This is a genomic window from Aeromonas sp. 25-AL00135 (genome assembly GCF_054052385.1).
In genome coordinates this window covers 32,374-45,571 of sequence record NZ_JBSTYQ010000024.1, presented here as the reverse complement: position 1 = coordinate 45,571, position 13,198 = coordinate 32,374, and the positions used below count along the sequence as shown (strand labels likewise).

Below are 13,198 nucleotides of genomic sequence, written 5' to 3'. Positions count from 1 at the left end.
AGCTAACCGAATGCGGAGCGGTAGTTCAGTCGGTTAGAATACCGGCCTGTCACGCCGGGGGTCGCGGGTTCGAGTCCCGTCCGCTCCGCCATTAATTTGAAGGCCTTCCCGAATGGGAAGGCCTTTTTGCTATGGGCGCTCTTTACCCAGTGCCCTACAGATTTGCTCTATACCACGACTTTATCAGCTCAATTTACAGCCATTTGATTGGTGCTATGTCCGACCACAAATCAGGCTTCTGCCGCCTGCTGGCTACAGAGAAGTTCCATATTGACCACCCCCTCTTCCATTTGTACATCGATCTTGAAGCCAAGCCGTTTGGCGAGGTTGACCATGCCGCGATTGCTGGGCATGGTCATGCCAGATAACTGGCCAATTCCCTGCTCTTTGGCGTAACGGATGATCTTCTCCATCATCAATTTGCCGAGACCCACCCCTTTCAAGTCCGATCGCACCAGAATGGCAAACTCGGCATCGCTCTGGTCCGGGGTCGAAATGGCGCGCACTACGCCGAGGATCTGATCCTGCAGCTCGCCATCTTGCCCCACAGCCACGAAGGCCATCTCCCGGTCGTAATCGATCTGGGTCATGCGAGCCAGCTCTTCATGGCCCAGCTCGCCCACATCGGCAAAGAAGCGTTTGTACCTGTCTTCATCGGAGACTTGCAGTACGAACTGCTTGTGAGCAGGCTCATCTTCCGGCCGGATCGGGCGCAGCAGGATATGGCGCTGATCTTTAAGCCAAGCACCTTCTTCCAGCTCGGTAGGATAGGGGCGGATCGCCAGTCGGTTGCTGGCCGGGATGGCGGGGTCAGCCAGCGTGAGGCTGGCATCCAGCACCACCATTTCGGTACCGCACGCTTGTAGCGGGTGCAGATCCAGCTCATGAATTTCCGTAAAGGCGAGCAGCAGCTCGGAGAGCTGGCAGAGCACCTGACCGAGAGCATCGATATCCAGTCGCTCCGGCGTGGCCTGTTCGCGGATTTTGCGGCTCTTGAGCGCACCGATGATCTGGTAACGAGCCAGCGCCTGATTGAGCGGTGGCAAGGCAGCCACCATCTCCTGCGGTTCCGCACCCGACTCACCCAGCAGAATGACGGGGCCAAAGATGGCGTCTTGCTGGATGCGTACCCGCAGTTCGAGGCCGCCGCTGCGGCGAGCCATGCGCTGTACCAGCAGCCCTTCGATACGGGCGCCCGGATCATGCTGTTTGACCCTGTCCAGAATGGCATCTGCGGCTTGCGCCACTTCGGCCGAGGTGCGCAGATTGAGCACCACCCCGTGTACGGCAGATTTGTGCAGGATATCGGGCGAACGGAGTTTGACTGCCACCGGGTAGCCGATCTGCTCGGCAGTCAGGGTCGCCTCGATGGCGTCGGTGACGATCCAGGTTGGCAGGGTCGAGAGACCTGCGGCTTGTAAAATTGGGTGCACCAGATGGGTATCCAATCTTAGCTGTTTGCGCTCCTGCGCTTGGCGGATCAGCTGCTGGCACAGCTCGACATTGAGCTGGTTGCCATGTAGTGACGCCGGTGTCTCCATCAACTGCTTCTGGTTGCGGCGGTATTCCACCATGTGCATGAAGGCGGCCATGGCGCTTTCCGGTGTGCGGTAGGTCGGGAAGCCCGCTTCGGTAAAGAGTTTGCGCCCCTCCTGCGCCGAGTATTCACCCGCCCAGTTGGTGAGGATGTTGAAACGGCGCGCTCTGGGGTGCTGTTTCAGATGGGCAATAAGATGGCTGGCCAGCGGTGCGCTCGGTGCCGTGAGCGAGGGGGCGTGGATAATCAGGACGGCGTCGATGCCATCCTCCTGCAACACGCTGTCCAGCGCCTCCTGATAGGTGGTGATGGTGGCATCGCTGCCGATGTCTAGCGGCGGGCGAGCAAGCTTGCCACCGCGTTCCAGCAGCACATCCACCGCCATATTGGCCAGTCCGCGGCCGTTGGAGATGATGGCGAGCCGCTCCCCCTTGAGGGTCATGGAGTGGCTCAGGGTTTCGACTGCGGCAAACAGCTCGTGGGTATCTCGTACCCGCAGCATACCGGCGCGGCGGATGGCGGCGTCATAGACATTGTCGAGGCCGTGGGCCGGATCGTGGCGCCCGCTTTTCAGCACCAGGATCGGCTTGTTGCGCGAGGCTGCCCGCGCCGCCGAGAGAAAGTGGCGGGCGTCATGCAACTTGTCCATGTAGATCAAAATGGCGCGGGTGACGCTGTCGCGGGAGAGCTGGTCCAGCAGCTGGCCGAAGTCGATGTCGCAGTGATCGCCAAGGGAGATGAAGGCGGAAAAGCCCAGTTCATGCTGCTTGGCCCAATCCAGAATGGTGGTGCTGACGGCGGCGGATTGCGAGAGAAAGGCGACCTGCCCCGGCTTGGCTGCAATGGGTGAAAAGCTGGCGTTAATCCCCTGGCCGGGCAGCAGCATCCCCATGCTGTTGGGGCCGAGCAGGCGAATACCGTATTGCTGGCAGACCCGTTTCAGCTCCAGCCGCTCCTCGGGGGAAAAGTCGGCGGCCAGTATGATGGCTGCCCCCGCGCCCTTCTGGCCTAGCGCTTCCAGCAACGGCAGGACCCGCTCCCGCTTGGTGCAGATGATGGCGAGATCCGGGGTTAGCGGCAGGCTGGCGATATCGGGATAGGCCAGCACGCCGGCGATGGCCTTGTTGCGCGGGGTGACGGGGAGGATGGGCCCTTTGAACTGGCCCGCCAGCAGGTGGCGCACGATCACATGACCCGCCTTGAGCGGGTCGGTCGAGGCGCCGATCACGGCGATTGAGTGGGGTTTGAACAGCCGATCCAGACCGCTTGCTTTCATGGGCACTCCCGACAAAAGGGGGAAGATACCAGTCTAATACGCCTTTGCTGCGGGTTCTGTGACCGGATCCTGATCACCGTTTGTTCAGGGCATTGGCACGCAGATAAAAGCGCAGTTCGCCTTGCACCCGGCGAATGGCTCCCAGGTGGCGTTCCTGCAGATAGATATCCTGCTCCCGATCGAGCGCCGTGCTGGGCACGCCCATGCTTTGCAGATACTCGTCAAACAGGGTTGAACCCTTGATCTCTACCAGATGCTGTTTCATGGCTCTCCTCCCTGCGCCTTGGCGTTTGTTGATGAACGCCCAGTCTGCGATGACCTGCCGGGTTTGCCTATTGTCACTTTTGACACGAGAGCGCTCACACATCTTTCAGAGAGGGCGCCGTTGAGGTGCTGGCTGGCGTTATAGTATGGCGAGGAGCATGAGGCACGGATGGTGCGCAGGATGATCAGAGTCTGGTGGTGGTGCATGGCACTGTGGACGGTTGGCGTATCGGCAACTGAGCAGCCTATCCGCGCCTGGAATCTGCTGCTGGATCACCCCAACCCCGCCGTCGTCCAGTTGCTGCGCCTCTCTCTCGATCTCACCGTGCCCGAATATGGCCCCTACCAGTTGGTTTCCAGCCCGCAGATGGAGCAGGGGCGGGCGGTGAAGGAGCTGCGCAGCGGCGAGCTGGTTCAGGTCGGTGTCTTTGCCCCGGATGGGGAGCGAGAACGGGAGTTGCTGGCAATCCACATTCCGCTGGCCAAGGGGCTGCTGGGATGGCGGGTGTGTCTGGTTCGGCAGGGGGATGAGGGGCGTTTTGCCGCGATCGGATCGTTGGCGGACTGGCATCGCGCCGGGCTCTCCATCGGTCAGCACAGATCCTGGCCAGACACCCAGTTGCTGCGGGCTAACGGCCTCAAGGTGACGGTGGGCAATCTTTATGAGGTGCTCTTCAACATGCTGCGCAAGAAGCGCTTTGACTGCTTTCTGCGCTCGGTCATCGAGATCGAGGATGAGCTCAGGCAGCATCCCGATCTCGCCATCGAGCCCCGTCTGGTATTTCGCTATCCGCTGGCGTTGCTATTTTTCGTCTCGCCAAAATATCCGGAGCTGGCCCAGCGCATCGAGCTTGGCCTGCTGCGGGCGCGGCAGTCTGGTGCTTTTGACCGGGTCTTTGAAGAGGGATTTGGCAGTACCATTCGGCGGCTGAAACTGGATGAGCGGGTGCGCCTCGAGCTGCACAACCCCGACTTGCCGTTGCCCAGTCGCGTCATGATGGCCGATCCGGCCCTCATCTATAATCCGGTGTCAGCGCAGTGAACCCTGATTCTGCGCGGTATCCCAGAAGGCGCGGATCAGCGGTTCTTCCAGCCGCTTCTTTAGCACCCCGATCCCCACATCAAATGGCTTGAAGGCTGGCTTGAGGTCGATGATCCGCACCTTGTCGCCGAGCGGGCTGTGGTCGATTACCGCCGCTGGCACCAATCCTACGCCACAACCAAGTGCCACCATGGCGACGATCCCCTCGTTACCCGCCACTTCGGCATAGATGTTGGGGGCGATCCCCTTGTTGCGAAACCACTGATCGCTGCGTTTGCGGGCCAGCCCCTGCTCGGAGAGGATGACAGGCAGCTGCTCCCAGTTCGGCTCGCCCTGACGGAACCACTGGTTCAGCTGCGGGGCATTGCGCGGCGCGATAAAGACCAGCGGCACCAGTTGCAGGCTGGCGAACTCCAGTTTGGCGGGCAGGGCATCGGGACGGGCGGCGATGGCGAGATCGGCTTCATCGGCCAGGATCTTGTCCACCGCCAGCGCCGGGTCGCCGGTCTCCAGCTTGATCTCCAGCTGGGGGTAGCGGCGGCGAAAGCGCTCCAGTACCTCGGGCAACAGAAAGTAACTGGCGGTGACCGAACAGAAGACCCGCAGACGACCTTGCAGTGGTTCATCGCTGCGTTTGAGCTCCTGCTTGAGCTGACGCCACTCCTGCAACAGGCCGCCGCCGAATTCGCGCAGCTTCTCGCCGGCGGGGGTGAGCCGAACCGAGCGGTTGTCCCGCTCGAACAGGATGCAGCCGGTCTCCTGCTCCAGCCGCTGGATGGCGCGGCTCAGGGTGGAGGGGCTGACAGCCATGGCATCGGCACTCTTGCCGAAATGAAGGGAGTCGGCGAGGTGGAGAAACAGCTCGAGATTGCGAAGGTCCATCTTTCAGCTCCTGGCGCGGCTTGTGTGCCCGATACCCAGCGGTTGGCGGCTTGTTTCTGCCATCTCGCGGTACATTCAGCAGGCAATTATGAAGAGTGAGTCTTTCAGTTATTGCAACGTACTGTTTCGAATATATCAGTTCAGGCAATAAGTGTCCCGCGCTATAGTGGTTCAGACAACGCCGCTATCCGGCATGGAATCAATCGAACGGAGCAATCACCATGGCTAACTATTTCAACACCTTGAACCTGCGTCAGCAGTTGGCCCAGCTGGGCAAGTGTCGTTTCATGCAGCGCGAAGAGTTCGCGGACGGCTGCAACGTGCTGAAGGGCAAGAAGGTGGTGATTGTGGGCTGTGGTGCCCAGGGTCTGAACCAGGGTCTGAACATGCGTGACTCCGGGCTGGATATCTCCTACGCCCTGCGCAAGGCCGCCATCACCGAGAAGCGTGCCTCATGGCAGAAAGCCACCGACAACGGCTTCGCGGTCGGCACCTATGAAGAGCTGATCCCGACCGCTGATCTGGTGCTGAACCTGACTCCGGACAAACAGCACTCCGACGTAGTGAAAACCGTGATGCCGCTGATGAAGCAGGGCGCCGCGCTGGGCTACTCCCACGGCTTTAACGTGGTGGAAGAGGGTCAGCAGATCCGCTCCGACATCACAGTTGTGATGGTGGCGCCCAAGTGCCCGGGTACCGAAGTGCGTGAAGAGTACAAGCGTGGCTTTGGTGTACCGACCCTGATCGCCGTTCACCCGGAGAACGATCCCAAGGGCGAAGGCATGGCCATCGCCAAGGCGTGGGCCTCTGCCACCGGCGGCGACCGTGCCGGGGTGCTGGAATCCTCCTTCGTGGCGGAAGTGAAATCCGACCTGATGGGCGAGCAGACCATCCTCTGCGGCATGCTGCAGGCCGGTTCCCTGCTCTGCTACGACAAGCTGGTTGCCGAAGGCACAGACCCGGCCTACGCCGGCAAGCTGATCCAGTTCGGCTGGGAGACCATCACCGAAGCCCTGAAACAGGGTGGCATCAGCCTGATGATGGACCGCCTGTCCAACCCGGCCAAGTTGCGCGCCTTCGAGCTCTCCGAGCAGCTCAAGACCCTGATGCGCCCGCTGTTCGAGAAGCACATGGACGACATCATCGCCGGTGAGTTCTCCCGCGGTATGATGGCCGACTGGGCCGAAGACGATGCCAAGCTGTTCGGCTGGCGCGAAGAGACCGGCAAATCGGCCTTCGAAAACGCCCCGGCGTTTGCAGGCAAGATTGCCGAGCAGGAGTACTTCGACAATGGCGTGGTGATGGTGGCCATGGTCAAGGCGGGTGTCGAGCTGGCATTCGAGACCATGGTGGCTTCCGGTATCTACGAGGAGTCTGCCTACTACGAATCCCTGCACGAGTTGCCGCTGATCGCCAACACAGTTGCCCGCAAGCGTCTGTACGAGATGAACGTGGTCATCTCCGATACCGCCGAGTACGGCAACTACCTGTTTGCCAACGCTGCAGTGCCGTTGCTGCGCGAGCACTTCATGCCGACCCTGAAAGCGGGCGATCTGGGTGCCAGCAAGGCGGAAGGGCAGAGCGTCGACAACCTGGCGCTGCTGGCGGCCAACGAAGCGACCCGCAACCACCCGATCGAAAAAATCGGCCAGGTACTGCGCGGTTACATGAAGGACATGAAACGCATCGCCGTTGGCGGTTAAGCCCGCATCGGGCAGGATGATGAAGGGGCGGGGATGACGATCCCCGTCGCCGGTCGGACTGGACACCCGACCGGCCAGCCAGAAAAACCAGCCTGACAGTCATAAAAAAGCCCCGCTCATCGAGCGGGGCTTTTGCATTCAGAAAGGCTGGATAAATCAGGCTTTCCACGCTTTCCAGGTGTTGATCAGACCGTTGGTGGAGCAGTCGTGGCTGGTGACAGCCTCGTTGTTGCCCAGCTCCGGCAGGATCTTGTTGGCCAGCTGTTTGCCCAGCTCCACGCCCCACTGGTCGAAGGAGAAGATGTTCCAGATTGCGCCCTGTACGAAGATCTTGTGTTCGTACATGGCGATCAGGGCACCCAGGGTTTTCGGGGTCAGGCTCTTGAACAGGATGGAGTTGGTCGGGCGGTTGCCTTCGAACACCTTGAACGGCACCAGATCCTTGACCTGCTCCAGGGTTTTGCCAGCCGCCAGGAACTCGGCTTCAACCTCTTCCTTGCTCTTGCCGAAGGCCAGCGCCTCGGTCTGGGCGAAGAAGTTGGCCAGCAGTTTCGGATGGTGGTCACCGATCGGGTTGTGGCTGATGGCTGGCGCCAGGAAGTCACAGGGGATCAGCTTGGTGCCCTGATGGATCAGCTGGTAGAAGGCGTGCTGGCCGTTGGTACCAGGCTCACCCCAGATGATGGGGCCGGTCTGGTAGTCAACCGGCTTGCCGTTGCGATCCACGTACTTGCCGTTGGATTCCATGTTGCCTTGCTGGAAGTAGGCAGGGAAGCGGTGCATGTACTGGTCGTACGGCAGAATGGCTTCGGACTCGGCACCGTAGAAGTTGTTGTACCACAGGCCGATCAGCGCCAGCAGCACCGGCACGTTCTGCTCATAGGAGGCAGTGGCGAAGTGCATGTCCATCTCGAAGGCGCCTTGCAGCAGGGCTTCGAAGTTCTCGAAACCGACAGACAGGGCGATGGGCATGCCGATGGCAGACCAGGAGGAGTAGCGGCCGCCAACCCAGTCCCAGAACTCGAACATGTTGTTGGTGTCGATGCCGAACTCGGCCACGGCCTTGCCGTTGGTGGAGAGGGCAGCGAAGTGCTTGGCAACGTGGGCCTTGTCACCGGCGATATTGATGAACCAGTCGCGGGCGGTCAGGGCGTTGGTCATGGTCTCCTGGGTGGTGAAGGTCTTGGAGGCCACCAGGAACAGGGTGGTTTCCGGATCGATCTTCTTCAGGGTCTCGGCGATGTGGGTGCCATCGACGTTGGAGACGAAGTGCATCTGCAGGTGGTTTTTGTAGGGACGCAGTGCCTCGGTGATCATTACCGGGCCGAGATCGGAGCCACCGATACCGATGTTGACCACGTGCTGTATCGCTTTGCCGGTGTAGCCTTTCCACTCGCCGGAGATGATCTTCTCGCAGAAGCCCTTCATCTTGGCCAGTACGGCGTTCACTTCCGGCATCACATCCTTGCCGTCGCTCTCGATGGGGCGGTCGGAGCGGTTGCGCAGGGCCACGTGCAGTACGGAGCGGCCTTCGGTCATGTTGATCTTGTCGCCATTGAACATGGCATCGATCGCGCTGCGAAGATCGGTCTCTTTGGCCAGATCAACCAGCAACTTGAGGGTTTCTTCGGTGATCAGGTTCTTCGAGTAATCAACCAGGATGTCGCCGCCGAAGGTAAGGGAAAACTTGTCAAAGCGCTTCGGGTCCTGCGCGAACAGATCCTTGAGTCGGGTCTCTTTGTTTGCTGCAAAGTGTGCTTCCAGTGCCTGCCAGGCCTGGGTTTGGGTTGGATTGATATTTTTCATAGGATTCCTGAAATGCCAAGTTGTGTTTGAACCTTGCAGGCAAGGTCCCGCCAAACCTTATTATCCGAGCATTATAGCGAGCCGAACGGGCGGCCCGTGTAACAGATTTTTACCGATTGTCTTTTACTGCAATGGGTCACTGTCGGGAGCATACAACCAGAACATTGGGATTATGTGTCACGAAAGCAAGGCGGATCTTGCGCTTGCTCATGATTGGGGCCACCCCGATAGCCTGAAATTGTTTTCATCCGGTTGGCGTGGTTATGCACCGACATGGCCATGGGCTGGGGCCAGAAACGACAATGCCAGCCCGAAGGCTGGCATTGTCTGTTGCAGCAGAACCGCGATCACGCCTGCGGTTTTTGCATGTGCATCACCATCTGTGGGAAGGGGATCTCGATGCCTTCAGCATCAAAGGTCAGTTTTACCTTCTCATGGAAGTCGAACCAGACACCCCAGTAGTCAGCGGTTTTCACCCAAGGGCGCACCACTATATTGACCGAGGAGTCGGCCAGCGCGGCAACGGCGATGGTAGCGGCCGGATCTTTCAGGATGCGCGGCTCTTCGCTCACCAGACGCTCGAGGACCTGTTTGGCCTTGCGCAGGTCAGAGCCGTAGCCGATGCCAAAGGTCATATCGACGCGGCGGGTATCCATGCGCGAGTAGTTGACGATGGTGCCGTTGAGGATGGCGGAGTTCGGGACTACCACCATCTTGTTGTCACCGGAGGTGAGGGTGGTGGTAAAGAGCTGAACGGACTGCACCACACCCGCGGTGCCCGCCACTTCGATAAACTCGCCCGCCTTGATGGGGCGGAAGATAATCAGCAGGAAGCCGGCAGCGAAGTTGGAGAGCGAGCCTTGCAGCGCCAGACCGATGGCCAGACCGGCGGCACCGATAATGGCGACGAAGGAGGCGGTCTGCACGCCGACACGGCCCAGCGCGGCGATCACAACGAACACCAGAATGGCGTACTTGAGGATGCTGCCGACGAAGTGGGTGACTGTGGTGTCCAGCTTGCGGGCCTGCATCACCTTGACCACGCCACCGCTGATGAGGTTGGCGGCGATATAGCCGACCAGCAGGGTCAGCAGGGCGGCGGCGATATTGACGCCGTATTCGATCAGCAGTCCCTGATTATTGACCAGCCAGGTCTGCGCTTCGGTAATGATTTCGGGTTCCATAGAATGTCCTGTCAGGTTCTAAAAGGTTTATGGTGGATAAATCTAACACCGCAGCGCGACAGTACGGGTCGCATCTGGTACTTCTTTTCTGCCATAAAAACCTGACACAAAAAAGAAGGGAGGCCAAAGCCTCCCTTCTTTTTGCTGAATGATGCGAAAAAACCATCAGCTCTGCAGCAGCTGGCTGCGGATAAATTGCCACTGATCTTCGAAACCGGCGGTCGGCTTGAGCTTGAACTCGGAGCGCACGAACTGGCTGATGCGGCCTTCGGTGTAGGCCAGCAGCAGATTGGCCAGCATGGTTTCGTCGAGCTGGAAGCCTTGCCCCTCGCGCAGCCGCTTCTCGCGCAGCACCTGTTTGATCTGGGTCTCCAGCTTGTCGAACAGGATGCTGATGCGATCCCGCAGCCGATCGTGCTCACCCAGCAGGGCGTCGCCATTGAGGATGCGGGTGATGCCGGGATTGCGCTCGGCGAACACCAGCAGCAGCTGCAGGATATGGTGACAGCGCGCCATGGTGTCCTTCTCTTCCGCCATGATCAGATTGACCCGTGACAGCAGGGAATCCTCGATAAAGTCGATCAGCCCCTCGAACATCCGCGCCTTGCTGGGAAAATGTCGATAGAGGGCTGCTTCAGAGACGCCGACCTCGGCCGCCAGACGGGCCGTGGTGATGCGCTGACCCGGACTGGTTTCCAGCATATGGGCGAGCGCTTGCAGGATCTGATCGCGCCGACTCTGTTTCTGATTACTGCTTGCCATGGATTCCCCTAAAAAAACAATGGCTTGATTCTGTTATTAGGCACCGCCCATCGGGCTGGTGTGGTCTGTTATTGGCGACCAGAAGAACCAAAACCGCCTTCACCCCGTTCGCTCTGATTGAACTCATCGACCAGTTGGAAGCTGGCCTGAACCACCGGCATGATCACCAGCTGGGCGATGCGCTCGCCGGGTTGCATGGTGAACTCATCTTTGCCGCGGTTCCAGACCGATACCATCAGCTGACCCTGGTAATCGGAATCGATCAGGCCGACCAGGTTGCCCAGCACGATGCCGTGCTTATGGCCGAGGCCGGAGCGGGGCAGGATGGTGGCACACAGACCCGGATCCTGGATGTGAATGGCCAGACCGGTCGGCACCAGGGTGGTATCACCCGGAGCCAGAGTAAGCGGTGCATCCAGCAGTGCGCGCAGATCCATGCCGGCAGAGCCCGGTGTGGCGTAGGCGGGCAGCGGGTACTCGGTACCGATACGGGCATCCAGAATCTTCAGTTCAATTTGTGTAGTCATGAATCGCTTTTTCAGTTGGATCTTGTATTGGCGCCCCTCTTGGCAGGCGGGGTGCCGTGAGTCTTGTTCTTTCGGGACGCTCAGTGCCGGTAGTGGCGTGCAATCAGGGCGATCAGGTGACGAGCCAGCGTCAGCTTGTCGGCCAGCGGCAGCGGGGCCTGGCCCCCTTGCCAGAACACGGTCAGGGCGTTGTCATCGGCGTTGAAGCCTTGCCCCTCGCGGGACACATCGTTGGCGGCGATCATGTCCAGCCGCTTACGCTGCAACTTGTCGAGGGCGTATTGTTCCACATCCACGGTTTCGGCGGCAAATCCGACGGTGAAGGGTTTGTCTGAAAGGGCACCGACGGCCGCGATGATGTCGGGGTTTTTCACCAGCTTCACCACCATCTGGTCGTTATCGCCGGTCTTCTTGATCTTCTGACTGGCCACCTGCTCGGGGCGATAGTCGGCCACCGCCGCGCAGCCGATGAAGAGGTCGCACTCGCCGACTCGGCTCATCACAGCCTGATGCATCTGCTCGGCGCTCTCGACATCGATGCGGGTAACGCCCGCAGGCGTCGCCAGCGTCACCGGCCCGCTCACCAGCGTCACTTCGGCACCCGCTTCACGGGCAGCTCGGGCGATGGCGTAGCCCATCTTGCCAGAGCTGTGGTTGCTGATGTAGCGCACCGGATCCAGTGCCTCGCGGGTTGGCCCTGCGGTGAGCAGCAGCTTGACGCCTGCCAGCAAGGGCTCGGCGGCCAGCTGCTGGCAGCTGCGCTCCACCAGTTCGAGGGGATCCAGCATCCGGCCCGGGCCCACATCGCCACAGGCCTGGCTGCCGGCATCCGGCCCCCACAGCAGAATGCCGCGGCTGGTCAGGGTCTTGAGGTTGGCCTGGGTCGCGGCGTTGAGATACATCTGCTGGTTCATGGCAGGTGCCAGCGCGATGGGCGCCGGAGTGGCCAGACAGAGGGTGGTCAGCAGTTCGTCGGCCATGCCTGCAGCCATCCGCGCCATCAGGTTGGCGCTGGCGGGGGCGATCAGTACCAGATCGGCCCACTTGGCCAGCTCGATATGACCCATGCCAGCCTCGGCAGAGGGGTCCAGCAGGCTGTAGGCCACCGGATGACCGGAGACCGCCTGCAGGGTCAGCGGGGTGATGAACTCCTTGGCGGAGCGGGTCATCACCACCCGCACTTCGGCGCCCTGATCTTTCAGGCGGCGTACCAGCTCGGCACTCTTGTAGGCGGCGATCCCGCCACTGACACCCAACAGGATGCGTTTATCGGCCAATCTCATCTGCTGTTTCTCTATCCGGCTCATTCTGACTGGTCGGCTAAGATACCACAGGCAATGGATGACGACAGGGGTTGGCATCAAGGGGTGTGGTCGGGCGCGCGCAATTTTTTGCTATGTTTTTTCTCAACAGGGATGAGGGAGAGACAAATGAGCATCAAAGAGTGGCCGGAAGATGAACGCCCCAGAGAGAAGTTGCTGCGTCAGGGGCCCGCGGCGCTCTCCGATGCCGAGCTGCTCGCCATCTTTCTGCGCACCGGCGTCAATGGCCTGAGTGCAGTGGATCTTTCACGTAATCTATTGAATCAATTCGGCTCTTTACGCAGTTTGCTGGGGGCGGATCAACGGACATTCTGCGAGGCGCACGGCCTTGGCCCGGCCAAATATGCCCAGTTGCAGGTGGTGCTGGAGATGGCCAGACGCCATCTGGCCGAGCAGCTGCAACGGGGTGATGCCCTCACCTCGCCCCAGCTGACCCGCGACTATCTGCAGGCCCAGCTGCGGGATCGGCCGCGTGAGGTGTTTGCCCTGCTGTTGCTCGACAATCAGCACAGAGTCATTCAATTTGTTGAGCTTTTTTTCGGCACCATCGACTCGGCGAGCGTCTGGCCAAGAGAAATCGTGCAGATCGCGCTCAAACATAATGCAGCCGCGGTGATTCTGGCGCATAATCACCCGTCCGGCGTCGCCGAGCCCAGCAGGGCCGACCGCCAGATCACGGATCGGATCACGGCCGCTTTGGCCCTGATCGATATCAGAGTGCTGGATCACTTGGTGATCGGTGATGGCATCACGGTTTCTTTTGCCGAGCGCGGTTGGCTATAACTGTGCTCTGGCACCGTATTAGTTGATCTTTGATCACGGATGCTGTATAAAATGCCGCCTTCTGTTTGCCCCGCAATCGAAGGCCAGCGGGGCAGATATTTGCTCGAGCA

General features: G+C 60.1%; 11 protein-coding genes and 1 tRNA gene. 4 read left to right on the top strand and 8 right to left on the bottom strand.

Going from position 1 to position 13,198, the window contains the following annotated elements; translation table 11 throughout:
* Window positions 1-14: 14 nt before the first annotated feature.
* Window positions 15-91, top strand: a tRNA-Asp gene (locus tag ACW5XC_RS18845).
* A 139-nt stretch (window positions 92-230) separates the two neighbouring features.
* On the opposite strand, the gene ACW5XC_RS18840 is transcribed toward ACW5XC_RS18845, so the two are convergent.
* Both ACW5XC_RS18840 and ACW5XC_RS18835 read right to left on the bottom strand, forming a co-directional pair.
* Window positions 231-2,813: a bifunctional acetate--CoA ligase family protein/GNAT family N-acetyltransferase gene (locus ACW5XC_RS18840; RefSeq protein ID WP_456516102.1), complete on the bottom strand. Its 2,583-nt coding sequence runs from the start codon at window positions 2,811-2,813 to the stop codon at window positions 231-233.
* A 73-nt stretch (window positions 2,814-2,886) separates the two neighbouring features.
* Window positions 2,887-3,078, bottom strand: a complete 192-nt coding sequence (locus ACW5XC_RS18835) for a hypothetical protein (RefSeq protein WP_005339486.1) — start codon at window positions 3,076-3,078, stop codon at window positions 2,887-2,889.
* A 180-nt stretch (window positions 3,079-3,258) separates the two neighbouring features.
* On the opposite strand from ACW5XC_RS18835, the gene ACW5XC_RS18830 reads away from it, so the two are divergent.
* Window positions 3,259-4,119 (top strand): ABC transporter substrate-binding protein, encoded by an 861-nt coding sequence (locus ACW5XC_RS18830; RefSeq protein WP_042054807.1) that lies wholly within the window; start codon window positions 3,259-3,261, stop codon window positions 4,117-4,119.
* On the opposite strand, the gene ilvY is transcribed toward ACW5XC_RS18830, so the two are convergent.
* Window positions 4,108-5,001, bottom strand: a complete 894-nt coding sequence (gene ilvY / locus ACW5XC_RS18825; protein ID WP_042054778.1) for an HTH-type transcriptional activator IlvY — start codon at window positions 4,999-5,001, stop codon at window positions 4,108-4,110. The two genes, ACW5XC_RS18830 and ilvY, sit on opposite strands and share 12 nt — an antisense overlap.
* Window positions 5,002-5,222: 221 nt before the next feature.
* On the opposite strand from ilvY, the gene ilvC reads away from it, so the two are divergent.
* The gene (ilvC, locus tag ACW5XC_RS18820; protein WP_041210772.1) at window positions 5,223-6,704 is read left to right on the top strand and encodes a ketol-acid reductoisomerase; all 1,482 of its coding nucleotides are present in this window, start codon (window positions 5,223-5,225) and stop codon (window positions 6,702-6,704) included.
* Window positions 6,705-6,860: 156 nt separating this feature from the next.
* On the opposite strand, the gene pgi is transcribed toward ilvC, so the two are convergent.
* The 5 genes from pgi to coaBC all read right to left on the bottom strand — a co-directional run bounded on the left by pgi (window position 6,861) and on the right by coaBC (window position 12,266).
* Window positions 6,861-8,510 (bottom strand): glucose-6-phosphate isomerase, encoded by a 1,650-nt coding sequence (pgi, locus tag ACW5XC_RS18815; protein ID WP_019446534.1) that lies wholly within the window; start codon window positions 8,508-8,510, stop codon window positions 6,861-6,863.
* A 347-nt stretch (window positions 8,511-8,857) separates the two neighbouring features.
* Window positions 8,858-9,694, bottom strand: a complete 837-nt coding sequence (locus ACW5XC_RS18810; protein ID WP_042054780.1) for a mechanosensitive ion channel domain-containing protein — start codon at window positions 9,692-9,694, stop codon at window positions 8,858-8,860.
* Window positions 9,695-9,859: 165 nt separating this feature from the next.
* On the bottom strand, window positions 9,860-10,456 hold the full coding sequence (gene slmA / locus ACW5XC_RS18805) for a nucleoid occlusion factor SlmA (RefSeq protein ID WP_005339495.1): 597 nt from the start codon (window positions 10,454-10,456) through the stop codon (window positions 9,860-9,862).
* Between the two features lie 68 nt (window positions 10,457-10,524).
* Window positions 10,525-10,983: a dUTP diphosphatase gene (dut, locus tag ACW5XC_RS18800; protein ID WP_005339498.1), complete on the bottom strand. Its 459-nt coding sequence runs from the start codon at window positions 10,981-10,983 to the stop codon at window positions 10,525-10,527.
* A gap of 80 nt (window positions 10,984-11,063) precedes the next feature.
* Window positions 11,064-12,266 (bottom strand): bifunctional phosphopantothenoylcysteine decarboxylase/phosphopantothenate--cysteine ligase CoaBC, encoded by a 1,203-nt coding sequence (coaBC, locus tag ACW5XC_RS18795; RefSeq protein WP_042054781.1) that lies wholly within the window; start codon window positions 12,264-12,266, stop codon window positions 11,064-11,066.
* Between the two features lie 147 nt (window positions 12,267-12,413).
* Here coaBC and radC point away from each other — a divergent pair, with 147 nt between their 5' ends.
* Window positions 12,414-13,088 carry a RadC family protein gene (gene radC / locus ACW5XC_RS18790; protein WP_042054782.1) on the top strand — a complete coding sequence of 225 codons (675 nt, stop codon included), beginning with the start codon at window positions 12,414-12,416 and terminating at the stop codon, window positions 13,086-13,088.
* The last annotated feature ends 110 nt before the right edge of the window (window positions 13,089-13,198 follow it).

Coding starts and splice junctions, on each gene's coding strand:
- ACW5XC_RS18840 (WP_456516102.1), bottom strand. CDS start 2,813: ATGAAAGCAAGCGGTCTGGATCGGCTGTTCAAACCCCACTCAATCGCC.
- ACW5XC_RS18835 (WP_005339486.1), bottom strand. CDS start 3,078: ATGAAACAGCATCTGGTAGAGATCAAGGGTTCAACCCTGTTTGACGAG.
- ACW5XC_RS18830 (WP_042054807.1), top strand. CDS start 3,259: ATGATCAGAGTCTGGTGGTGGTGCATGGCACTGTGGACGGTTGGCGTA.
- ilvY (WP_042054778.1), bottom strand. CDS start 5,001: ATGGACCTTCGCAATCTCGAGCTGTTTCTCCACCTCGCCGACTCCCTT.
- ilvC (WP_041210772.1), top strand. CDS start 5,223: ATGGCTAACTATTTCAACACCTTGAACCTGCGTCAGCAGTTGGCCCAG.
- pgi (WP_019446534.1), bottom strand. CDS start 8,510: ATGAAAAATATCAATCCAACCCAAACCCAGGCCTGGCAGGCACTGGAA.
- ACW5XC_RS18810 (WP_042054780.1), bottom strand. CDS start 9,694: ATGGAACCCGAAATCATTACCGAAGCGCAGACCTGGCTGGTCAATAAT.
- slmA (WP_005339495.1), bottom strand. CDS start 10,456: ATGGCAAGCAGTAATCAGAAACAGAGTCGGCGCGATCAGATCCTGCAA.
- dut (WP_005339498.1), bottom strand. CDS start 10,983: ATGACTACACAAATTGAACTGAAGATTCTGGATGCCCGTATCGGTACC.
- coaBC (WP_042054781.1), bottom strand. CDS start 12,266: ATGAGATTGGCCGATAAACGCATCCTGTTGGGTGTCAGTGGCGGGATC.
- radC (WP_042054782.1), top strand. CDS start 12,414: ATGAGCATCAAAGAGTGGCCGGAAGATGAACGCCCCAGAGAGAAGTTG.